This is a genomic window from Arthrobacter sp. Z4-13 (assembly GCF_054792705.1).
In genome coordinates, this window is the sequence record NZ_CP096459.1 from 794,105 (window position 1) to 816,256 (window position 22,152).

Annotated in this window: 16 protein-coding genes and 1 pseudogene; 6 read left to right on the forward strand and 11 right to left on the reverse strand. The window is 64.9% G+C overall.

What is annotated here, in order from left to right:
• Nucleotides 1-178 precede the first annotated feature (178 nt).
• Nucleotides 179-475, reverse strand: a complete 297-nt coding sequence (locus M1E07_RS05605; protein ID WP_461189273.1) for a hypothetical protein — start codon at nucleotides 473-475, stop codon at nucleotides 179-181.
• 142 nt (nucleotides 476-617) lie between these two features.
• Between M1E07_RS05605 and M1E07_RS05610 the strand changes: the two genes are divergently transcribed.
• A complete protein-coding gene (locus M1E07_RS05610) occupies nucleotides 618-3,134 on the forward strand; it encodes a Tex family protein (protein WP_461189274.1) in 2,517 nt (838 codons plus the stop codon).
• 76 nt (nucleotides 3,135-3,210) lie between these two features.
• On the opposite strand, the gene M1E07_RS05615 is transcribed toward M1E07_RS05610, so the two are convergent.
• Nucleotides 3,211-4,008 carry a ZIP family metal transporter gene (locus M1E07_RS05615; RefSeq protein WP_461189275.1) on the reverse strand — a complete coding sequence of 266 codons (798 nt, stop codon included), beginning with the start codon at nucleotides 4,006-4,008 and terminating at the stop codon, nucleotides 3,211-3,213.
• A 101-nt stretch (nucleotides 4,009-4,109) separates the two neighbouring features.
• On the opposite strand from M1E07_RS05615, the gene M1E07_RS05620 reads away from it, so the two are divergent.
• On the forward strand, nucleotides 4,110-4,430 hold the full coding sequence (locus M1E07_RS05620) for a hypothetical protein (RefSeq protein WP_461189276.1): 321 nt from the start codon (nucleotides 4,110-4,112) through the stop codon (nucleotides 4,428-4,430).
• A 19-nt stretch (nucleotides 4,431-4,449) separates the two neighbouring features.
• On the opposite strand, the gene M1E07_RS05625 is transcribed toward M1E07_RS05620, so the two are convergent.
• The 5 genes and pseudogenes from M1E07_RS05625 to M1E07_RS05645 form a co-directional block, all read right to left on the reverse strand.
• Complete coding sequence (locus tag M1E07_RS05625) at nucleotides 4,450-5,193, reverse strand: YqjF family protein (RefSeq protein ID WP_461189277.1); 744 nt, start codon at nucleotides 5,191-5,193, stop codon at nucleotides 4,450-4,452.
• 302 nt (nucleotides 5,194-5,495) lie between these two features.
• Nucleotides 5,496-7,733 carry an HNH endonuclease signature motif containing protein gene (locus M1E07_RS05630; RefSeq protein ID WP_461189278.1) on the reverse strand — a complete coding sequence of 746 codons (2,238 nt, stop codon included), beginning with the start codon at nucleotides 7,731-7,733 and terminating at the stop codon, nucleotides 5,496-5,498.
• A gap of 96 nt (nucleotides 7,734-7,829) precedes the next feature.
• A pseudogene (locus M1E07_RS05635) lies at nucleotides 7,830-8,156 on the reverse strand (DUF1622 domain-containing protein).
• A 64-nt stretch (nucleotides 8,157-8,220) separates the two neighbouring features.
• Nucleotides 8,221-9,081 carry an NAD-dependent epimerase/dehydratase family protein gene (locus M1E07_RS05640; protein WP_461189279.1) on the reverse strand — a complete coding sequence of 287 codons (861 nt, stop codon included), beginning with the start codon at nucleotides 9,079-9,081 and terminating at the stop codon, nucleotides 8,221-8,223.
• A 3-nt stretch (nucleotides 9,082-9,084) separates the two neighbouring features.
• Nucleotides 9,085-9,999, reverse strand: coding sequence for an MSMEG_6728 family protein (locus M1E07_RS05645; RefSeq protein WP_461189280.1), 915 nt, complete (start codon nucleotides 9,997-9,999; stop codon nucleotides 9,085-9,087).
• A 156-nt stretch (nucleotides 10,000-10,155) separates the two neighbouring features.
• Here M1E07_RS05645 and M1E07_RS05650 point away from each other — a divergent pair, with 156 nt between their 5' ends.
• The gene (locus tag M1E07_RS05650; protein ID WP_461189281.1) at nucleotides 10,156-10,746 is read left to right on the forward strand and encodes a hypothetical protein; all 591 of its coding nucleotides are present in this window, start codon (nucleotides 10,156-10,158) and stop codon (nucleotides 10,744-10,746) included.
• A 149-nt stretch (nucleotides 10,747-10,895) separates the two neighbouring features.
• On the opposite strand, the gene M1E07_RS05655 is transcribed toward M1E07_RS05650, so the two are convergent.
• Complete coding sequence (locus M1E07_RS05655) at nucleotides 10,896-11,570, reverse strand: transglycosylase family protein (protein ID WP_461189282.1); 675 nt, start codon at nucleotides 11,568-11,570, stop codon at nucleotides 10,896-10,898.
• 192 nt (nucleotides 11,571-11,762) lie between these two features.
• Entirely contained in the window at nucleotides 11,763-14,330 is a 2,568-nt protein-coding gene (gene uvrA, locus M1E07_RS05660; protein ID WP_461189283.1) for an excinuclease ABC subunit UvrA, read from the reverse strand.
• Nucleotides 14,331-14,378: 48 nt separating this feature from the next.
• Here uvrA and M1E07_RS05665 point away from each other — a divergent pair, with 48 nt between their 5' ends.
• From M1E07_RS05665 to M1E07_RS05675, 3 genes are all read left to right on the forward strand, one after another.
• Nucleotides 14,379-15,440, forward strand: a complete 1,062-nt coding sequence (locus M1E07_RS05665) for an adenosine deaminase (protein WP_461189284.1) — start codon at nucleotides 14,379-14,381, stop codon at nucleotides 15,438-15,440.
• Between the two features lie 261 nt (nucleotides 15,441-15,701).
• Nucleotides 15,702-16,616 (forward strand): pullulanase X25 domain-containing protein, encoded by a 915-nt coding sequence (locus M1E07_RS05670; RefSeq protein ID WP_461189285.1) that lies wholly within the window; start codon nucleotides 15,702-15,704, stop codon nucleotides 16,614-16,616.
• A gap of 106 nt (nucleotides 16,617-16,722) precedes the next feature.
• Nucleotides 16,723-17,043, forward strand: a complete 321-nt coding sequence (locus tag M1E07_RS05675; RefSeq protein WP_461189286.1) for an acylphosphatase — start codon at nucleotides 16,723-16,725, stop codon at nucleotides 17,041-17,043.
• A gap of 104 nt (nucleotides 17,044-17,147) precedes the next feature.
• On the opposite strand, the gene M1E07_RS05680 is transcribed toward M1E07_RS05675, so the two are convergent.
• The gene (locus M1E07_RS05680) at nucleotides 17,148-20,792 is read right to left on the reverse strand and encodes a TM0106 family RecB-like putative nuclease (protein WP_461189287.1); all 3,645 of its coding nucleotides are present in this window, start codon (nucleotides 20,790-20,792) and stop codon (nucleotides 17,148-17,150) included.
• Nucleotides 20,793-20,912: 120 nt separating this feature from the next.
• Nucleotides 20,913-22,112, reverse strand: a complete 1,200-nt coding sequence (locus tag M1E07_RS05685) for a TerC family protein (RefSeq protein WP_461189288.1) — start codon at nucleotides 22,110-22,112, stop codon at nucleotides 20,913-20,915.
• Nucleotides 22,113-22,152 lie beyond the last annotated feature (40 nt).

Below are 22,152 nucleotides of genomic sequence, written 5' to 3' on the forward strand. Positions count from 1 at the left end.
GGTCCCGCCGTCGTTTGCTGCTCGGTGTGCTGTCCCGGCAGGGGCGCTAAAGGTCATCCGACGGCCTTTAGCTAGTGAAGTTGGCCCGCCGGGCTCCTCTGGGGTCCCGGCGGTGATCAGATGCTACTCCAGCAAATGGAGTTTTACTAGAGGCCCGTCCAGTGCCTGCGGGACGGGCTTAGAGAAGCGCCTCCCGGCCCGTCCCTTCCTTCATTACGAGCCTGCCGTCTTCGATTGAAACGAGCACGCTTTTGGGCTTTCCGCTGACCTTCGTGATCGCCTTGAGGCCCCGGTTGGTCACTTCAACTCCCACCTGCGCGCCCTTGGCCGGCAGCTCTATGGACACCTCGGACGCGATGCCGAGGATCGGATTCGTGGAAACGTCCAGGTCCCGCCGCGCCTCCTTGCCGTTCACCGTCACGGTGATGTTTGCTTCCTCGAACCCCTCCTGAAACACAATAAGCAGTTCCCGCATGATGCCCTCTTCCTCGAGCGATGGGTTCCTTGTGACGGTATTCCAACTACAGCACTTTGCGGGCGGCAGCGGAATACCTTGCCGGCAGAGCAGCGCCCCGGCGGCAGTGGAGCCGCGCAAGCGCTTAGGGCAAGATGTTCTGGTGACCCAACTGCCGCATGCCCCTTCCCCCGCACCGTCCACCCCCGCGAAGAGGGAGGACGGAATCTATGGCCAGATCGCAACTGAACTGGGCGTCAAAGCCTGGCAGGTGAAGGCAGCTGTGGAACTGCTGGACGGCGGCTCCACCGTCCCGTTCATCGCCCGCTACCGCAAGGAAGCCACCGGGACGCTGGACGACACGCAGCTCCGTGACCTCGACGAGCGCCTGCGCTACCTCCGGGAGTTGGAGGACCGCCGTCGTACCGTGCTCGATGCTGTTGCGTCGCAAGGACAGCTGACACCCGAGCTGCAGAAGATGATCCTCGCTGCTGAGACAAAGTCCCGGCTTGAGGACATCTACCTGCCGTTCAAATCCAAGCGTCGGACCAAAGCACAGGTTGCGCGTGAGGCGGGCCTGGAACCGCTGGCCGAGGCGCTGCTGAAACGGCCTGAGCTTCATCCCGAACGTGAAGCGGCCAAGTACCTTAACCCTGAGCACGCCGTGAGTGACGCAGCTTCCGCGCTCGCCGGTGCACGGGCCATTCTGGTGGAGCGTGTTGCCCAGGATCCGGACCTCGCTGCCACCCTGCGCGAGCGCCTTTGGACGCAGGGCCGCATGGTGTCGCGCGTAAAGAAGGGAAAGGAATCAGAGGGCCAGAAGTTCGCTGACTACTTCGAGTTCGCGCAGGCGCCGGCCGGCATGCCGTCGCACCGGGTGTTGGCTTTGCTGCGCGGCGAGAAGGACGGCGTCCTTGAGCTCGATCTCGCTGAAGCAGATCCCACGGACGACGGCGCCCTGGCCGCCGCGCGCTCGCGGTACGAATCGGCTGTGGCCAGGTGCCTCGGGGTCACCGACCGTGGACGTCCCGCCGACCCCTGGTTGATGGAAACGGCCCAGTTGGCGTGGCGGTCCCGCGTGCTGGCCCGGCTGACGGCCGACCTTCGGGGCAAGATGTTTGCAGCCGCCGAGGATGAGGCGGTTCGTGTTTTCGCTGCGAATCTTCGCGACGTGCTGCTGGCCGCGCCCGCCGGGAACCGTGCCACGCTGGGTTTGGACCCCGGTCTTCGGACCGGCGTCAAGGTCGCGGTGGTGGATGGCACCGGCAAGGTCGTGGCCACCGACACGGTCTACCCCCACGCCCCGGCACGGAAGTGGGACGAGGCGCTGGCAACGCTGGTGCGGCTGGCGCGGCAGCACGCCGTCGAACTCGTGGCCATTGGCAACGGAACCGCTTCCCGGGAAACGGACAAGCTGGCAGCGGAGCTGATCAAGCGGCTGCCAGACGTTGAACGCAAACCGCAGAAGCTGGTGGTTTCGGAGGCCGGGGCGTCCGTCTACTCTGCTTCCGCGCTTGCCGCGGCTGAACTGCCAGGGATAGATGTATCCCTGCGCGGGGCCGTTTCCATCGCGCGAAGGTTGCAGGACCCTCTTGCCGAGCTGGTGAAGATCGATCCGAAGTCCATCGGCGTTGGCCAGTACCAGCACGATGTGACGGCGTCGAAGCTGGACCGGAGCCTGGATGCAGTTGTGGAGGACTGTGTCAACGCCGTGGGAGTGGACGTCAACACGGCCTCGCCCGCGCTGCTCAGCCGGGTGGCCGGCGTCGGGCCTCTGCTGAGCGAAAACATCGTGGCGTACCGCAACGAGCACGGGCCCTTCGCCAAGCGGGCCGAACTAAAGAAGGTGCCGCGCCTCGGTGCCAAAGCGTTCGAACAGTGCGCCGGCTTCCTTCGCATCACTGGGGGAGCGGAACCTTTGGACGCGTCCAGTGTGCACCCGGAGTCGTACGCCGTGGCCCGCAAGATTCTTGTCGCCGCCGGTTCTGCGCCCGCCTCATCGCTGGACCCGCGGGAGTTTGTGGACGACACCTTCGGGCTGCCCACCGTGCAGGACATCCTGGTGGAGCTGGACAAGCCGGGCCGTGACCCGCGTCCCGCATTTGCAGCTGCGACCTTCTCAGAGGGGATCGAAAAGATTTCCGACCTCAAGCCGGGCATGGTTTTGGAGGGGACAGTGACCAACGTTGCTGCGTTCGGTGCGTTCGTGGATGTGGGCGTCCATCAGGACGGGCTGGTCCATGTCTCGGCACTGGCTAACCGTTTCGTGTCGGATCCGCGCGAGGTAGTGAAGTCCGGGCAGGTGGTCCGGGTGAAGGTCCTCGAGGCAGACCCTGAGCGGAAGCGGATTTCGTTGACGCTGCGGCTCGATGACGAACCTTCCTCCAGTGCCGCGGGTTCCGGTGCCGCATCCTCTGGAAGGACCGGTGGCAGGCTGCAAAGCCAGGAGCGTGGGAGGGCGGAGACCAGTGGCCGCGATGCTAGCTCAAATACCGGGCGTGCCGGAGCCCGTGCCGGAGCCCAGGGCGGCTCGAAGCGTGGCATCCGTCAGGATCAGGGACGATCGGGTGGCAAGCCGGCACGCAACGCGCCAGTGCCTGGCCGCAGCGGTTCAGCCCAGCCAGCCCCATTGGATACGGCGATGGCGGAGGCGCTGAGGAAGGCGGGGCTCGGTAAGTAGGCCGTTCGAATAGCTGGTGAGCTGGTGATCTGTGATTTCGGGGTGCTGGGTGTGGCTGCTGCCCGGCAGTTACGCCTTAGGCCAGCGACAGCACGAACGCGAGGACGAATCCCGCCGCCGTGCTCAGCGCGACGGCCGGGCCGCCGTGTTCATAGGCTTCGGGCATCAGGGTGTCCGCCAGCGATGCGATCACCGCCCCGGCAGCAAACGCCAAAGGTATCGAGATGGCCTCCGGGTCTGCTCCGGAGAGCGGTCCCGCTCCCACTACGACGGCGATGACGAGCAGAACCGCGCACCCCAGCCAGAGTCCGAGGATGCTGCCCGTCGACCGGCCTTGGCTGCGCATGGACGCCGAACCTACCAGTGCTTCCGGGAAATTGGAGACGAAGATAGCTGCCAGGAGCGCCAAGCCGCCGGTTCCTTCGCCCAGCGAGATTCCGAGGGCAACGTTCTCCGGCACGCCATCGAGGGTTACGGCAGCCAAGAGGGCCAAACCAGCTGCTCCGCGGGTTGAAGCAGATGTGGCTGACTTATCGCTGGCGGCCGCGTCGGTGTCCAGCTTGGCGCTGCCCTCGAACTCATCGGCAGGTGCTGCCTGCTTCTGGTCTCCGGCTTGCGCCCACCGGTCCAACAGCGCGCTGAGGACCGTGAACACTACCGCGCCGCCCATCAGGCCGATAGCTGCGAGGATGATTCCGCCGTGTTCATAGGCGTCCTGGAAAAGTTCGAAAGCGAGGGCTGTGATGAGCGAACCTGCTGCGAAGGCCAACAGCATTGCCAGAAGGCGCTTGGGGAGTTCAAAGCGGACGCCGATGAAGGCACCCAGGACCAGAGCGCTGGACGCTATGACGCCAAACCACAGCGACATCATCATGCCGCAAGTATAGGAGCAGGCCCTTGACGTGAGAATACTTCGCAGGCCTACGATCCGTGGGCATACTTTCGATGATGAGGGGTTTCTGCAAAGGTGGTTTCATGACTTACTTCCTGGAGTACACCATCCCTGCCGCCGCCGACGACCCCGAGTTTGAGTTCCCGCACGATGAGATCAACTCCGGTACTACCATTCCGTTGACCCAGACAAACGCCGATGTGGTGCACAATCCCGAACTGCCGGCGCGGACCGGCATCATTGGAGCCACGGTTCCCGAGGCAAAAGTGGAAGCCGAGCAGCTGATCACTCACAGCCGTGCAACCGAAGCATCCCTGTACTTCGACCCGTCCAACTCGTTGAACGCTGGCGTCGGAAACCTCGTGGCCACTTTCAGCGAAGGCCGCGGCTGGCAGGACGTTTAGGACATACGGCTTAAGTCAGCTATCGGCCGACGACACGGGGCCGGCCGAATTGTGTTCGGACACCGGGCGAGTACAGTACGGACTCCGGCGGGCCGACCACTTCGATCCCCGCGGCTCCCAGCAACCCGTCCTCTAGTTCGAGCACGTCTGCCACATACAGGGGCCATGGTTCGTGCGTATTAGGAATGTAGACGGTATGTCCCCTGAAAGTGGTGTGCAGCCCGAATCGTGCCGTCAGGTGAGTGGAGAGGGGATCCTCCGCAGAGGTGCCAAGATCCGGCGCAGCACGAAAGATGCTGCGTGCGCCCCGCCGGAACCTGCGGACGGAGTAGCTGATGACAGGGGCCAAAACTGAGGGCGGCTCGTACCCCGTGCGTGACCAGACATAGGGTAGGCCAGCCGCCCGAGCGGCCAGGACCACGGGCAGCCGGTTTGCGTCCAGGCTCAGAAAAACCACACCACGCGTTCCGTCAGGCTCATGGGAGTAAAGGCGGACATTGACCTCAGTGAAACTCCCCAGGTGGGGGATGCCCGGTCCGCGGCCAATCCCAGCCTCCTTCATACGGAAGCCGATAAGGCCCGCCCAGGAGCTTCCCTCGAAAGTGTCCGGCTCAACGCCCTGGGGCATAAACCGGGCAGCAACGGGTTCCGGAATGCGCCAGTGGAGGAAAACGACGTCTATCCAGCGCTGATCCATGATGACAGGAAGAGGCAGATCCTCCGGCAGCGGCCATCGTGGCACCCCGTTTTGGTGTTGTATCATCGCCCGCTCCTGTTACTTCAGTGCAAAGGTGCCCGGAGAACGCTGGCCATCACCGCAAGAAGGGTGGTACCGGTAAAGCGGCCTTTGCACTGGTGGTTGCCTTCGTGCTGTGAAGCGTAACGGAGCTCGTCGGTAAGCAGCAGTGCGGCTTTTCCCGGGAAGGACGGCTTGCTGAACGTTTGACGGCGGGGTGGTGGCAGCCCCTCCCGATGGGTACCTTTGGGTTTTCTCGGAATGTAGCTGCTAAACCGCTTCCCCGGCGTTCATTCCACTGCGTTGATTTCTTCATTTTCGAAGGGTGTTCATTCACAGGGTGGTGGGGGTGGTTTGAAGTAGTTGTTTTGTTGGGGTTTTTGGTGGGGGTCGAGGTGTTTTGGGGGTGTGTACCAGGGGGTGCCGTTGATGGTGGTGATGGTCCATTGTTCTTTGTGGATGAGGTGGTGGTGGGCGGAGCAGAGGAGTGCGCCGTTGTCGGTGGTGGTGGGGCCGCCGTGGGACCAGTAGGTGATGTGGTGGGCTTCGCACCAGGGGGCGGGGATGGTGCAGTTGGGGAAGGTGCAGCCTTGGTCGCGGGCGGTGAGGGCAAGGCGTTGAGCGGTGGTGAAGAGCCGGGCTTTGCGGCCGAGGTCCAAGAGTTCGCCGTGGGTGCCGAGGACGGCGGGGATGATGTCGGCGTCGCAGGCGAGTTTGCGGAGGGCGGCTGCGGCGACGGGTCCGGTGAACACGAAGTTGCCCGTGCCGGTGCCGGTGGTGTTGGTGTTTGTGGTGGTGGTGTTTGTGGCTGTGCCGGTGCCGGTGCGTGTGCCGCCGTTGCCCGTGTAATTGGTGCCCGTCCGGTGGGGGAGGAGGTCTTGGTAGTTGATGGTGGCGATGATTTGGGGGCGGTTGCCGCCGGTGTTGGGCAGGGTGTTGGTGGCCAGGGCAACTTTCGCGGCACCGACGAGTCCGTCGAGTTGTTTCTGCGGCCGGGTGCGGCGGTCGAGTTCCACCTCGCCGTCGTGCCAGGGGCTCAGTCCGGTGCCACTGCCACTGCCACTGCCGCTGCCACTTCCAGTGCGGGTGCCTGTGGGGGCAGTGCTGGTGCCTGTGGTGGTGCGGGGGTTGGTGGCGGTGTTCATGACGGTGAGGAGGTGTTCGTATTGGTCGGTGGTGGCGAAGATTTCGAGGTGGTGCAGGCCGTGGCGGGGTTTGCGGATGAACGCGCCCTGGGTGTGGCGGAGGGTTTCTTCGCTGGGTTCGGTGCCGTCGGCGTCGATGGTGTCGGCCCAGCGGCGGGCGACGCGGGCGAGGAAGTCCGGGTCGGTGGTGGCGGCGGTGGTGGTGAGGTTCTCCTCGATCAGCGCGAGTTTTTCCGGTGTGGTGAGGTGCTGGAGCCGGTTCAGGGTCAGGCTGATGATGGTCCCGGCCCGGGATGAGACGGCAGGGCTGGCCGGGCCCTGACCGGGCGCCGTAAGTGCATTGGTGCCGGCGGTGTTTTCGGTACGATCGTCCGGATTGGGGCCGGAGCCGGTGCTGGAATCGTCGGTGCCGGTGCCGGTGCTGGTGCCGGTGTTGTCGAGGTTTGTGGCGGGTGTGGGCGCGAGGGCGGCGGCGAGGTGTTCGCGCGGGGCCGGGGTGGTGTCGCCTGTGAGGGTGGTGGCGGGCAGGATGTCCGCGGCGAGGGCGAGGCGGCGGTGGGCTTCGCTCTTGCCGATACGCAGCCGCTGGCGGAGGAACTCGGCGGTGTTGGCGCACCCGTCGTCGGCCGGCGATGTGACAACGCGATCCTGCCTGTCGGTCCAGGCCCCGGTGCCACTGCCGACTGAACCGCTGGTCACCGAGCCGCTGGTGGTTGGGCCGCTGGCAGTTGAACCGCTTGCTGCTGCGCCCTCGGGCCAGGCGGCGTCCGTCTCATCCAGGGTTTCAACGCCGTTGTCCCAGCCGGTCACCCAGTTTTTGCCCGTCCGGGAGCGGCAGGCACGGGCGGTGCCGGCGTCCGCTATGGCCCGTGCCCGGGTACGGTCAACGACACCGGCGGCCAGGATCTGCAGGTATTCCACACCCCGGGAGAGCTCCTCCACCTGCCCGGCAAAATCAGCGGCTTCAACGTAGTCAGCCGCCGCAAGCCTTGAGGGGGCAGCAGCGGCGGCAGCAGCCAGGAGCCGGCAAATCTCCGCCAAGCTGACCGCCGCATCAGCACTCGCCCCGGCGACCGGGGCGAGGGGCACGGCCTCAGCCAGCACAGCATCAGCCGGCGGCGCCTCACCCCGCACAGCATCAGCCGGCGCCGCCTCACCCCGCACAGCATCAGCCGGCGCCGCCTCACCCCGCACAGCATCAGCCGGCGCCGCCTCACCCCGCACAGCATCAGCCGGCACAGCTTCGTCGGGTTCATCATCATGAGGGGCGGGCCTGGCGGGAACGACGCGGAGGTGACCGGTAGGACTGAGGCGGGAGTCGTCGTCGTACGCCTGAGGGCCACGGCCGGGACTGCTCCCAGCCCGCGTGAGTACGGCAGTAGTACTGCCGTACTCCGCAAGCTGATCCCCCATGGCTTCCATGGGACAACTCTGCCAAAGACCCCTGACAAAAGTGCTCGCAATGACCGCTATGTGGATAACCGGGCCACGTCAGCTAATTGGTAACCACCAAAGAAATCAGCGCGCAGGAGCCTCCTCGGACTCCGAGGTATCTGGCTCTTTCTGCCACGGCCACCGACCCGTAATTTCCAGCTCCAACGAGAAGCTCAGGAACGTCCTGATCAGCACGATCATGGCGAGGACCCCCACGCTTTCGAACGTCGGGGTACGGCCACCGTGCGGATGATGTCGGCCGCAATCAGGAGTTCGAGGCCCAGCAGGATGGACCTGCCCAGCAGTTGCCGATAAAGGCGGTACGTGCTGAGGCTTTCAGCCCCCGCCGGCAAGTCGCGGCTGGTGCCCGCGGAGCGCCATCGGAATGGAAACCAGCGCCCCGATGACCATGACGGCCACTCCGGCGAAGTCGACAAACTCTCCGACAGTCTCGATGCGAGGGAAGGCCCACAACCTACGGGTGCCGCACCCCGTTCCCGGCAAGGATGTCACGGTAGCCCTCCCGGAACGACGGAAAGTTGAACTCGAAACCAGTGTTGCGCAGGAGTTGGTTGCGGCAGCGCTTGTTGCCCCCGCGCGCTGGCCCGGCGTCTCCCACAGTCGGCTCGGTAAAGCCCATTTCGGCTGCCAGGAAGCGGAGGACGGCACCAAGGTCGGCGGGTTCGTCGTCCACACCAACATAAACGGGCGCCAGTTCGAGTGGCATGGTGGCGAGATGGACGATCACAGCAGCGGCATCGTCGCGGTGGATGCGATTGGTGAAACGGGAATCTTCCGGAATGATGGCTGAACCGCTGCGCACCTGATCGATCAACCGGGTCCTGCCAGGACCGTAGATGCCGCCAAGCCGGAGTGAGGCCGACGTCGTCTTTGTCTCATCAAACCTGGCAGCCAGGAGTTCTTCAGCCTCCAGAAGGACCTGCCCCGAAAATCCGCCCGGAAACGCCGGTGTAGCCTCGTCGACCCAGCCGCCTCCAGCGTCGCCGTAAACAGCGGTGGAGGAGACAAAGAGCACGCGTTCCGGGGTTACGCCGTCCCGCTCTAATGCGCCAAGGACATTGGAAAGGCCCCTCACGTATGCGGCACGGTAGGCGTCCTCCGTTGGTGAGTCGGCAGCCACAGCTATGACGACGGCGGTGGTGTCCGCCGGGACCGGCGGAAGGTCCGGTGCGCTTAGGTCAGCCGCCACACCTTTGATAGCGCGGGGCAATTTCCCAGGGGAGCGGCGCCAGCCCACAACGCCGTGGCCCTGCGCCGCGAACCGCACTCCTGCTTCCGTTCCAAGATCGCCGCATCCGGCCAAGAGGATTGTCATGCCCTACGGTGCCTCCACCGGGAAGAACACGCGAGGGTCCTGCAGGAGTGCCGGGTAGGCGAAGGCGGACCGGTCGATGATCTCGGTGACCGTGAAATTCCTGCCAAACCTGCCGTCGTCGAGCGTGATGGGCCGCCCCACCACCTGCCCTACCGCAAATTTCGTGCCGTGCTCGAAAGGAACAGCCACGGGCGTCTTTCCGGGGAGCGTGGAGAAGGCTTCCTCCTGCGCCAGGCGCTTGCGGGTGGGCTTCTTCACCAGTTGCTTCGGCGGGGCCTTCCGGGGCTGCTTTGAGGGACGGCGGGACCCGTCCTCGATGTAGACGGGGGTGTAATCGTCATCCTCGTCAGCTACGGCGGCAGCGGTGAATCCATGCACCGGCGGCAGTGCCACCGTGTCCAGGGCCTGGGGATCGACGTCGTGATGCGGCGAGCGGAGGATCCAGAGAATGTCTCCCTCGGGTTCCTGCGGCAGGAACTCGTGCTTGGGTTCGGGCCAGAGGTAGTCCATGTCCGGAACCGCGTCCGTGAAGATGGAGCTGTAGAACTTGGGTTCCTTGCGCACCAGCTTGGACCGGTGGCTCAGGTGGAAATCCGTATCGCCGAGCCAGGGCGGCATGGGAATCTTCGAGGTGTAATCCGGATGGGCCGCCTGCGGCGCGAACTCGGTGATGTTCGCTCGGGTCTTGTCGGGGTGCCCGCGCTCGGTCCACTCGTCCACCATCGCCAGCCCGTACATCGTCAGGGCCGGCACGTAGCCCATCCACATCCGGATGGCGGGGTGGGTCTGCCAACCGTATCCGGGAATTACCAATGCGCGGAGCGTCTGCAGCGCTTCGACTCGCTGCTTGCCCAGCCGGGCAGTGTCCAGGGCAGCGGCGGTCTGCCGGAAATCAGGGTACGGGAGGAAGGTTTGCATCCCTTCAGTCTGACGGCCGCCGGCAAATGTGCCAATTGCAGTGCCAGGCGCCACAGAAGCGGCGCCAAAATGTTCACCATGTGGACCCATGCATACAACAGGTGGACGGAACCACTAAGATCACCGCAACCACCCAAGCGTTCTGGAAGCCCTCTCATGACATTCACACCTGAAAAATCCACCGGAATCACCCACGTCTTCGCCCCCCGCTACGGGCAGATGCTGAGTCCGGAAGCAAAGGGCATCCTGGTCCTTGACGAATTCACCCTCGACGCCGAAGCCGCGCGCAAGGAGCAGCATGGCTTCCGCGCCGGCATGGCCGCCGTCGCCACCACTATGCGCCGCATCGCAGCTGCGCGCGTGGTGATCGCGATCGTGGCTATCGCTAATCTGCCGCTCTTCCTGCTCTCAAGCGGATGGTGGATTTACGGCGTCTCACTCACCCTCGTCGTTGGCGTTCACGCCGCCGTCACCTGGTTGAACCGCCACGAGCCGCGGCTCAAGCAGCGCTCGGCTTTGGAGCTGCACCTCCACCGGGAACGCAGCGCCAACTACCGCAAGGTGCGCGACGCCGTGAAGTACATGATCGATACCCCCAGCCGGATGAACGAGCACCTGTACCTGGAGCTCCTGGCCGCCAAACGCGTTGCACTTAACTTGGCGCATGGCACCGTTGCCCTCCTGGACACGAGCGACGATTCCGCCTGGAAAGTGCGCATCGTCCGCGAGTTGCCGGCGACCAGCTAAGGCATCCGTCTACAACAGCATCACAAAAAGTACGACGCCGGTCCGCCCCTTTTGGGAGCGTGCCGGCGTCGTTCTTTGGTCAACGGAATTTGTCTATCGCCGACCGATTGGGGAGCCCTTGCGGGCCTCAGGCACTACCATGTCACCGTTTACGCGGGAAGCTGGATGACCTGTCCTTCGAAGACGAGGTTAGGGTCGGAAATTGTGTCCAGGTTCGCGTCGGCAAGGTGCTGCCAGCCGCCGTCGACACCCAGCTTCTCAGCCACGATGCTCAAAGTGTCGCCGGCCTGCAGGGTGTAGGTCTCGCCGCTCAGGGCAACCGCGGTGACGTGCTTGGCAACGGGCGCCTGGGCGGCGGGCGTCGAGGTGACGGGCGCACTCTGGACGGCCGCGCTTGGCGCGGTAGCAGCCTGAACGGGCGCGGCCTGGGCCGGCACGCTCTGGACGGGAACGCTTTGCGGTGCGACGCCGGTGGCGCCCCCGCTCAAGCCGAGCTTCGCAGCGCAGGATGGCCAGGCGCCCCAGCCCTGCGACGCTTGGACCTGCTCGGCCACTGCGATCTGCTGCTCGCGGCTGGCGTCGGCGGCCGAACCCGTGCCGCCGTATGCTGCCCATGTGCTGGGGCTGAACTGAAGGCCGCCGCTGTAGCCGTTGCCGGTATTGGTTGCCCAGTTGCCGCCGCTCTCACACTGCGCGAGGGCGTCCCAGGTGGAGGCACTGGTGGTGGCGTTGGCCCCGGTGGCGGAAAGGGCCAGCCCTGCAGCCGAAATGGCGGCGACAGTGGCTCCGCGGCGCGCGGCAGTACGGAAAGTGGTGTTTTTCATGGTGGTGATGCTCCTGAAGGCCACCTGCGCTGGCTCCGTCCCCGGAGATCGTCGCGCCACTGCCCACCCCTGACGAATAGAGGTCAAGTTCGGTGGCTGCCAGCTGGGCAGTTCTGGTGGAGGCAGCACCGGGCATTCATGCGCCCACATTCGCGGGCATGCCTTTCACGCTAGGACATCACCGGAGCGTTATCAAATCGAGATCTTAGCTGGGCGTTGGCTGACAGTTTTCTGACCGAGCACCGCGGCCAGATAGGGGGCCGTGCGGCTTTCAAGGGACTGTGCGACGGCGGCCGGTGTCCCGGTTGCCATGATCTGCCCGCCTTTGTCGCCACCTGACGGTCCCAGATCAATCACCCAGTCGGCGCCGGCCACCACCGCCATCTCGTGCTCAACAACCACCACCGAATTTCCGGCGTCCACCAGGCCGTGGAGCTGCGCCATCAGCAGTTCCACGTCGGCGGGGTGAAGGCCCGTGGTGGGTTCATCCAGCAGGTACAGCGTGTGCCCGCGTTGGGCGCGCTGAAGCTCCGTGGCCAGCTTGATACGCTGCGCCTCCCCACCCGAGAGCTCAGTTGCCGGCTGCCCGAGCCGCAGATAGCCGAGCCCAACATCCTGCAGGCTCTTGAGGCTCCGGGCCGCGGCGGGGACATGGGCCAGGAACTCCGCGGCGATGTCCACCGTCATGGCCAGCACTTCCGCCACGTTCTTGCCCCGGCACTGCACCTCGAGCGTTTCCGGATTGTAGCGGGACCCGGCGCATTCGGGGCACGGGCCGTAACTGCCGGGCAGGAAGAGCAGTTCGACAGCAACAAAACCCTCGCCCTGACAGGTCTCGCAGCGCCCGCCAGCCACGTTAAAGGAAAACCTGCCGGCACCGAAGCCCCGAAGCCTGGCATCTTCGGTGGCGGCAAATTCCTTGCGGACAGCATCAAAAAGCCCCGTGTAGGTGGCCAGGTTGGACCGCGGCGTCCGTCCGATGGGCTTCTGGTCCACCGTCACCAGGCGGTCAATGTGATCGTTTCCGGTGACGGCTCCCAGCGCCAACGGGTCCGCCGCTTCGTCTGCCTCACCGGGCGCCTTGAGCCCGGATCCCACCACGCCGGCCAGCACACGCCCTACAAGCGTGGACTTGCCGGAGCCTGAAACGCCGGTGACGGCAGTCAGGACACCAAGGGGAAAACGCGCGTCCAGTCCGCGCAGGTTGTGCCGGCTGACGTCCTTTAGCTCCAACCACCCGGCGGCCTCCCGTGCCTGGCCGCGTGCCAGGTAATCGCGGGAAACACCGGGGACTTGCGGTAGGGCATCGTCAAACAGGAAGGGCCTGGTGACTGATGACTCGATGTCGGCCAACCCGTTGACGGGTCCGCTGTAGAGCACCTTGCCTCCGCCTTCGCCGGCACGGGGACCAACGTCCACCAGCCAGTCGGCCCTGCGGACCACATCCATGTTGTGCTCCACCACGAACACCGAGTTGCCGGAGGACTTCAGTTGCTCCAAGACATCCAGGAGTGGCTCTGCGTCGGCCGGGTGAAGCCCTGCAGACGGTTCGTCCAGCACGTAGATCACGCCGAAGAGGCCGGAGCGAAGTTGGGTGGCTATGCGGAGCCGCTGCATTTCGCCCGGCGACAGCGTGGGTGTGGCGCGGCCCAGGGCGAGGTATCCGAGCCCGAGGTCCAGCAGGACAGTGATGCGCTGGAGCAGGTCCCGGGTGATGGCCACGGCCACCTCGTTCGACTCGCCCGAAACCTGCGTGCGTATGGCCGCGCCGGCGTCGTGCAACTCGGAGGTGGGACGGACCACCTCCGCAAGATCCACCATGGGGAGGCGGTTCAGTTCCGCGATGGTCCTGCCGGCAAACGTGACGGCCAGGGCCTCCGGTGTCAGCCCTGTGCCCGAACAGCGAGGGCACGGTCCGGACTCCATGAACGCAAGCACCCGTTCCCGCATGGTGGCGCTTTGCGAATCGGCGAGCGTATGGAGCACGTAGCTCCTGGCACTCCAGAAGCGCCCCTTATAAGGTTTGGCCACGCGGTCGCGCTGGGGAGTCACCTCCACCACGGGCTGTTCCTCTGTGAAGAGGATCCAGTCGCGGTGCTTCTTCGGCAGCCTGCGCCAAGGGACGTCGACGTCGTAGCCCAGGTGCGTCAGGATGTCCCGCAGGTTCTTCCCCTGCCAGGCGCCCGGCCAGGCCGCGATGGCGCCATCGCGGATGCTCAGGGAGGGGTCCGGGACAAGCGAGGACTCAGTGACGGTGTGCGCGACGCCCAGGCCATGGCATTCCCGGCACGCCCCGGCAGCTGTGTTGGGGGAGAAGGCGTCCGAGTCCAGCTGGGTGCTGCCGGCGGGGTAAGTGCCCGCGCGGGAAAAGAGCATGCGCAGGGAATTGGAGAGCGTGGTGACCGTTCCCACCGTGGACCTGCTGCTGGGTGCGCCGCGGCGCTGTTGAAGCGCGACGGCGGGCGGCAGTCCGCTGATCAGCTCCACCTTGGGATTGTGCCCCTGCTGGATGAGCCGGCGGGCGTACGGGGCCACGGATTCGAAGTAGCGGCGCTGGGCCTCCGCGTAGATCGTGCCGAAGGCAAGTGATGATTTCCCGGAGCCGGAAACCCCTGTGAACGCCACGATCGCATCCCGCGGAACATCAACGTCCACGTTGCGGAGATTGTTCTCGCGGGCTCCGCGCACCCGGACAAAGCCGTCGGTGGCATGGACAGGAGCTGGATACTGCAGGTCATCAGCGTGTTTGGCATTCTGCATTGGCTCGACTCTAGTGGCGAATCCGGCGCAGGGCATTATCCTGACCGGATGGATAACTCTGCAGGCGGTACTGCCGCGCCTGAAACCGAACTCGTCGCCGTTGAGCCCGAGGTCCCCGCCAGACTCCTCCCGGTGGCGGAGCTGCACCTGCACATTGAGGGGACCCTTGAGCCGGAGCTGATTTTTGCGCTGGCCGAGCGCAACGGCATCGCGTTGCCGTATACGGGGCTGGACGAGCTGCGGGCACGGTATGAGTTCACGGACCTGCAGTCCTTCCTCGATTTGTACTACGCCAACATGGCGGTGCTGCAGACTGAGGAAGATTTCGCAGACATGACGTACGCCTACCTTGAGCGCGCCGCCGCTGCCGGGGTGCGGCACGCGGAAATTATGATGGACCCGCAGGCCCATCTCTCCCGCGGCGTTCCTTTGAAGACCTGCGTCAACGGTGTGGCCTCGGTCCTGGCGACGTCGGAGGAAGACTTCGGAATCTCCACCGTCCTGATCGCGGCATTCCTGCGGGATCTTCCTGAGGAGTCCGCTTTGGAAGTCCTCGACGCCCTCCTGGCTATGAACGCGCCGATCGGGGCGGTGGGTTTGGACTCGGCCGAGGTGGGCAACCCGCCGTCGAAGTTTGAGCGGCTGTACGCCAAGGCACGCGAAGCGGGCCTGCGGCTGACCGCCCACGCGGGCGAGGAAGGGCCGGCGTCGTACATTATTGAGGCCCTGGACATCCTGGGCGTGGAGCGGATCGACCACGGAATCCGCTGCATGGACGATCCCGACCTGGTGGAGCGCCTCGTGGACGCACGGATCCCGCTGACCGTCTGCCCGCTGTCAAACGTTCGGCTGCGCGCGGTGGACACCCTGGCCGACCATCCCCTGCCCGCCATGCTCGCTGCAGGGCTGAATGTTTCGGTCAATTCGGATGATCCGGCGTACTTCGGCGGCTACGTGGATGACAACTTCACCCAGCTGGGATCGGTGTTCGAACTCTCTGATTTCGACAAGGCGCGGCTTGCCGCAAACTCCATCCATTCGTCCTTCGCTTCGGAGGAGCGGAAGGCGGAGTTGCTGGACGAACTGAATGGCGGAGAAGTAACGCACTGACACCGTTGTGTCTCACGCAACAAGCGGGGCGTAATGCCGCTAAACTTGGTGCCGCAGGCGTGTCTGGGGAATTGGAGGGCGGCGCCCAATGCCAACGCTCCGGGTTGTGCAGCCAGCCCTGCACCCGATACTCCAGACTCACTTGTTGGAACGTACGCTTCATAGTCGGTCACGACACGCAGAGTTAACCATTTCAAGTCGCGCGATTTAACGGGCAGTTGGCATGATGCCTAAGACCGATCGCTTTTATAAAGGGGAATCATGGCCAAGTCCACCGCAGAAAACACCTTCCTTCGACTCAAGACCGTGCTGGATGTCCTGACCGAAGGCGTGTGGTCCGGCGATGCACTGAACGCAGGCCAGGTCCTCGCTGAGGCTACCGCGCGCGTGCCGTTCAACGACCACGAGCGCGAACTGCTCAGCGGCGGCATTCCCCGCGGCCATAAGACGCTGACGTCCGCCACCGCCAAGCTGGTCAAAGCCGGCTGGCTGGTCAAGGGCCGCACCGGCTGGACCATCACCGAAGACGGCATGCGCGCCACCGTCGCCTACCCGGATCCGGTGTCCTTTGCCACCGCGCTCGATGCCGGCACTCCGGTCCCTGCCGACACGCAGGTTCCCACGGCTCCCGCAGGCTTCGTCCGCCCGGTCTCCGCTGCCACGGCTACCTTGGAGGTTCCGGCAAAGGTGGAGACCAAAAAGACCGCCGCGAAGAAGACTCCTGCGAAGAAGGCGGCTGCAGCCGTAGGCAAGGCAGCCAAGGTGATTGAAGACGCCGTCGAACCAGTTGTGAAGGCAGTGCGCGGCAAGGCGCCGGCAAAGGCCGAGGAAGCCGCTGCTGCTGAGCCGTTCGAGGACGCGGACGTCGAAACGCACCCGCAGCCCGAAGCAGTGGCTGTTGCAGGTGACTTCAACACTCTCCTGGGCGCGCCGGAGAACTGGGCGCCGCAATACGACGAAGCCCAGATGGAGTTCGACTTCCTGGACCAGCTGTGGAAGAAGAGCGCCGAACTTCCGGCCGGGCACTACACCTTCAAGATCGCCCTGAACCGGTCGTGGGACGAGAACTACGGCGCGTTCGGCACCTTCGACGGCCCCAACCACGAACTGCACCACGACGGCGGAACAGTCACCATCCGCTACAACCACAGCACCCGCGACATCACGATCAACTAGGTGCCCCCGGCCCAACTGGGTAGCGCTGAGTGTCGTTTTGGAGCGTCAAAACGACACTTAGCGCTACTTGGTTGGGAGGGGACGGCTCTGACTGAGGGGAGACAACATGGCCAGGAACGAAGGGTCGTCGCCCGATGAGTCTGATGCTGATGCTGATGCGGTGCGTTTGACTGCCCGCGTTTTCGGCGTGGTGCAGGGGGTCGGCTTCCGCTTCTGGACGATGGGCAAGGCGGAGGAGCTGGGCCTCACCGGCGAAGTGAAGAATCTCGACGACGGTTCGGTCGCCCTGGTGGCTGAGGGGCCACAGTGGAAGATCAACGAGCTCCGCGCGTGGCTGAACTCTGACGCCGCGCCGGGCCGGGTGGACCGGGTGGAGGACTCGATGTCCCCCGCCGCGGGCAACTTTCGCAGCTTCAACGCCCGCTGACCCAGTCCCGCTGATCGTCTCACGCGTGCAGCCTTGCCTTCACTGTTGAGCCAAGGCCGGCGCACTGCCTACGCCTGTGGAATTGTCCTGCTCCGGGGGATTGCTCACTCCCGCGGGCTCAGGCCGATAAACGCGCCGAGCTCCTCCAACGCCGCCGGCCGATGCGGCATGTAGCTGGTGAGGTCGGGTGAGCGAATAATGACCGCCCGCCACTGCCCGCGCGATACTGCGACGTTGATCCGGTTCCTGTTCAGCAGGAACTCCGCCCCGCGGGGCGCCTCGCTGACTGCCGAGCACGCCATCGAGACCAGGACCACCGGTGCTTCCTGGCCCTGGAACTTGTCCACCGTCCCGACCCGGACGCCCGTCAGGCCTTCCTCCTCGAGGGCTTTCCTGATCAGATGGACCTGCGCGTTGTACGCGGCCACCACCAAAAGGTCGTCCTGACCCAGGGGCCGGGACTCTGCATCCATGCCGGGAGTCCACTTCAGCCCGAGATGCCGCCGCGCCTGGCGGACCACCTCGGCAGCTTCTTCCTTCGACGAGGTGGTGTTGCCGCTGTGGTTCACGAAGAACGTTTCCACCCCCGGCGGGAGCCCCTCAAGCTCGCGTTGCGAAGCCGCAGGCGCCGCCTGGAGCTTGCCGTCGTAGCTCAGCCGGGAGACCGCGCGGCACAGCTCCGGATGCATTCGCCAGCTGTCCGCCAGGAAGTAACCAAGGTTGGCAGGCAGGGTGGCGTGTCCCGCGGCGAGCCAACCCAGCGCAGATTCATCCACCGGCTCGGGGTGCGCGCCCTGCGTGACCTGCGGCAGTTGCTGGGGGTCACCGAGCAGGAGGAGCCGCTTCGCCGCCCGGGAGACTGCCAAGGTGTTGGCCAGCGAGAACTGCCCGGCCTCGTCGATGACCAGCAGGTCCAGAGAGCCGGCCGGGACCTCCTTGCCCGTCATGGTCCAGGCCGTGCCGCCCACCAGGCAGCCGCCGGGCATAGCCAGCAGCCGCGCCACATCGCCCTCGGCCGTCAAACTCCACGGGACGTCGTGCGCTGACGCCAGTTTCTTGGCTACCACAGCCGGATCGACGCCCCCGGTGTTGATCGCACAGCAGAGGAGATTTTCGACGACGTTATGCGACTGGCCCACAACGCCGATCTTCCAGCCTTCAGCGACGAGCCGGCCGATGACGCGGGCACCAACGAACGTCTTCCCCGTGCCAGGAGGTCCCTGGACGGCGAGGTAGGAACGATCGAGGTCGCGGACAGAACCGGTGATCGCGGCGGCATAGTCGGCGGAACCGTCCGGCCCGTGCGGGACGTCCACGGGCTGCTGGAGCCTGCGGAACCGCGGAGGCTGTTTGCGCAGGATGTCCAGTCCCGGCTGGGCCGGCATTGATGGCAAAGATGCGCCAACCACGGCCGCAATCTCGGCGATGGCAGCCTCGATGCTGTCGGTGGGTATAGGCGTATCCTCCGTCAGGGCCACGGGAAGGTGTGGGTAAGCGGCCACCTTCCCGGACTCGCGCTCGGAAATGGTGATAATGGTGTGCTGCGGATTGTCCGGTGCCGGCTCTAACCCGCTGATTTTCGTCTTGAACGTGTAGGCCCGGGCACCGGGCGCAGCAGTGGGCGCAACCATGCCGTCAGGGGCGGGAGAGTCGTAGAGCCGGCACCAGGTGGAATCGCTCCGGAAATCTGACCCATCGGTCATCGTTCCCCGTAACCGCAGGACGCGCGTGCGATACCGTTCCCTGGGTTTGGCCAGCGCCCAATCCGAGGACACTTCGGCCGAAGACACCACAAACACGTTCCGCTGGTCCGACCAGTTCTCGATCGGTGCTTCCACCCGGTCGAAGTGCTGCCACCAGAACTGTTTGCGTTCACGGCGGTGATATCCGGTAGCGGCGGCCACCATGGCGATCGCGCGTTGGTCGTCCGTCCAAGGTGCGTCGTCCGGCAGGCCGGCGAGGTATTCGCGCAGCCTGGACTCCTCGGGAGTTTCCTCCGGGACTGCCGGGCGGTCCGAGGACCCGGCCGCAGCGGGCTGGCTGGCCTCCGCTGTGGAGGAATCTTCCGCAGCCTGCCCTGCGAACTCCGCATAGCCTTGGCCGGCAATTCCGAGGAGCCAATCGCGCAACCGGAGGGTGGACAGGCAGTCGTACCGGTTGTAGTCGGAGATGGACGCGAGGATCTTCCCGGCCTCGGCCTTGCCGGAGTCGGTGCCCGCGTCCCGTGCCGCACAGTACGCGGCGTACGCGACCACCGAGGCACCGGCGTCCTTTACGTCTCCGGAGCGCAGGTTGTTGCCCATGTACAGCGGTTCGAGCTTTTTGATGGAGTACGACGCTTCGGAAATGCGCAGCGACTGCCGGACCGTGGCGTAGAGGTCCACGAGCAGCCCCTCCCTGAGCCAGGTGTCCACCGTGTCCTCGCCGGCCTGATGGGCCAGGGAGAGGTTCCGCAGGGCGGTCTTTTCGTAAGCGGCGTAGTGGTAAACGTGCATCGCCGGGTAGCGGGCGCGGCGTTCCTCTACATATTCCAGGAACTCCAGGAAGGCGCGGCGTTCCTCGGACCGGGAGTGGGCCCAGAACGGGCGGAACACGGGGCCGCCGGAGTCACCCGGAACCGGTGCCTCGACCACACCGAAAAGGTACTCAATACCCCAGGCTCCGGTGGCTGGGTCCTGCCAGAGCGGGTCGCCCTCAAAGTCGAAAAAGATGTCGCCGGGGCTGGGAGACGGGAGCGAGCCGATGGTGTTCTCCGGCAGCACCGTGAACGCGACGGTGTGTTCCTGGCCGTCCTTCGTGAAGGTCCGGGATCCGGCCGGGGTGTCCAGGCCAAGCTGCATCCGGGCCTGCGCCCGCAACCGGACTACGGAATTCTGGGCGTCCCCGGGGGGCATCGCAGCCAGTTGCTCGATGGTGGTGACACCGGCCGCGCGCAGCTTCCTGCGCTGCACTACGGACATCCCGGCAACCATCAGCAGGTCCCGGTGCACCTGAACCTGCTCGGCGCAGTAGTCGCACCGGCCGCAGTGGACAATCCCCGGCTGCTGCCACTGCACGGTGGTCTCGGCGGACCGGTGCCGCGCAGTCAGCTCGAGGAAGCGCCGGCGTCGTTCCCGGAAAACAGGCAGCAGGTCCGGAAGGGAGTGGCTGCTGCGGAGCCAGTCGTCACCCATACGGGTGCCCAGCACCAGGGTCACGGTGGGGGAGGGTTCAAGACCCATGCCGAGAAGCTGGTCCCCGTATGCCGCGAGCTGCAGCAGGGCGCCCACCTTGGCGTGCCGTGCCAGCTTGGTGTCCCAGACTTCGTAGCGCCCGGGGCTGCCCGTGCCGGCGGCTTCGTTTACAAGGAAATCCGCATAACCCAGGAATTCGCCGTCGAAGAACGTGGCCTGGAAAACAACGTCGGCGCCGGAACGGAGGGCGAGTTCGGTTTCCGCATGCCTGGCCTGCAGGTCCCCGCGTAGGTTCTGGCCGCGTTCGAGGCAGTAGACACCAGCGCCACGGCCGGCATCCCACTCTCCGTACTTGGCGACCAGGCTGGCGAGGACGGTTTGCTCGTGCTTGTCACCCAGCCCGCCGGCACGGACCTGCATTTCGTCAGCCTCAAAGACGGCCTTAGGGGAGCGTCCCAGCTTTTCGTCCAGGATCCGGAGCGTGCGGTACTCACACTCGCTGGCAGCCACCAGATCGCTGGCAGAAAACACCAGGTCCGGCGGTGCGCCAGCTACTGAAGCTTCGAGCAAAAACACGTGGCCTCCCCATCGACAGCCGGGCTGTGATCATCAGCCTAAGGAGGGTTCCCCCGGCTATGAACCAAACCTAGCAAGAGGCACTGACAATACGGACCGCCTGAACGGATCCGGCCAAGGCTAGCTGTCCGCGGCCGCCCGTACCTGGGCCTTGTCGTGCTCCGCATGGGCGCTGCGCAGCAGGTCCAGGAACTCCGTCTCGTTGCGGATGAGCTTCTTGTACTTCTCGGGAAGCTTGCGGATCTGGTCCTCTTCGCGGCACATCCGGGCGAAGATCTTGTCGCGCTCCACCATGTCCGTCTCGTAGTTGAGGTCCAGGTATTCGTTGGCGTGGCGTCGGGCTCCGGACACAGCGTTCTTCGCCTTGCCCTTGGGGCTGAAGATGGATGCCAGGACCGTGACCAGCAGGACTCCCAGGATCACGCTCAGGGACACTTGGGTGCTGACTTCCACCACATTGACGTGTGCGCCGTCGTTGATGAACGGCAGCGTGTTTTCGTGGAGGGCATGCAGGATGAGCTTGACGCCGATGAAGCCAAGAATTGCTGCCAGGCCGTAGGAAAGGAAGATCAGTCGGTCCAGCAGCCCGTCGATCAGGAAGAACAGCTGCCGCAGGCCCATCAGGGAGAACGCGGTGGCAGTAAAAACGATAAAGACGTTCTGGGTCAGGCCGAAGATCGCGGGGATGGAATCCAGCGCAAAGAGGATGTCTGTCCCGCCGATCGCCACCATCACCAGGAGCATCGGAGTGAGGACACGCTTGCCGTTTTCGGTGGTGAAGAGCTTGTCCCCGTCATAATGGGCCGACGCCGGAAGATACTTCTTGGCGAGCCGGACCACCAGGCCGTCCTCGTCCTCGTCGTGGCTGTTCGGCCGGAGCAAATTACCGGCGGTGATGAGCAGGATGAGGCCGAAGATGTAGAACACCCAGGCGAAGCTGTTGATCAGCGCGGCACCCAAAAAGATGAATGCGGTGCGCGCGATGAGCGAGAAAACGATGCCGAACAGCAGTACCTTCTGCTGGTCCGCCCGGGGCACCTTGAAGCTGGCCATAATGATGAGGAACACAAAGAGGTTGTCCACGGACAGTGCCTTCTCCGTGACGTACCCCGCGAAGTACTCCGTGCCCATCGTGGGTCCGCCGAAGAACAGCACACCCAGCCCGAAGAGCAGTGCGATACCCACATAAATGGCAGACCAGGTGGCGGATTCCTTCAGCGAGGGCGTGTGGGCCTTCCGCACATGGAAAAAGAAATCGAAGGCAAGCAGGCCAACAATTCCTGCGATGGTCAGGGTCCAGACAGAGGAGGGTACGTCCACGCGGCGGGCCTTTCGTCGGAGTGTCCTTCCAGCCTACCCG

Coding starts and splice junctions, on each gene's coding strand:
- uvrA (WP_461189283.1), bottom strand. CDS start 14,330: ATGCAGAATGCCAAACACGCTGATGACCTGCAGTATCCAGCTCCTGTC.
- M1E07_RS05655 (WP_461189282.1), bottom strand. CDS start 11,570: ATGAAAAACACCACTTTCCGTACTGCCGCGCGCCGCGGAGCCACTGTC.
- M1E07_RS05615 (WP_461189275.1), bottom strand. CDS start 4,008: ATGATGATGTCGCTGTGGTTTGGCGTCATAGCGTCCAGCGCTCTGGTC.
- M1E07_RS05640 (WP_461189279.1), bottom strand. CDS start 9,081: ATGACAATCCTCTTGGCCGGATGCGGCGATCTTGGAACGGAAGCAGGA.
- M1E07_RS05620 (WP_461189276.1), top strand. CDS start 4,110: ATGACTTACTTCCTGGAGTACACCATCCCTGCCGCCGCCGACGACCCC.
- M1E07_RS05605 (WP_461189273.1), bottom strand. CDS start 475: ATGCGGGAACTGCTTATTGTGTTTCAGGAGGGGTTCGAGGAAGCAAAC.
- M1E07_RS05665 (WP_461189284.1), top strand. CDS start 14,379: ATGGATAACTCTGCAGGCGGTACTGCCGCGCCTGAAACCGAACTCGTC.
- M1E07_RS05650 (WP_461189281.1), top strand. CDS start 10,156: ATGACATTCACACCTGAAAAATCCACCGGAATCACCCACGTCTTCGCC.
- M1E07_RS05670 (WP_461189285.1), top strand. CDS start 15,702: ATGGCCAAGTCCACCGCAGAAAACACCTTCCTTCGACTCAAGACCGTG.
- M1E07_RS05645 (WP_461189280.1), bottom strand. CDS start 9,999: ATGCAAACCTTCCTCCCGTACCCTGATTTCCGGCAGACCGCCGCTGCC.
- M1E07_RS05675 (WP_461189286.1), top strand. CDS start 16,723: ATGGCCAGGAACGAAGGGTCGTCGCCCGATGAGTCTGATGCTGATGCT.
- M1E07_RS05625 (WP_461189277.1), bottom strand. CDS start 5,193: ATGATACAACACCAAAACGGGGTGCCACGATGGCCGCTGCCGGAGGAT.
- M1E07_RS05630 (WP_461189278.1), bottom strand. CDS start 7,733: ATGGAAGCCATGGGGGATCAGCTTGCGGAGTACGGCAGTACTACTGCC.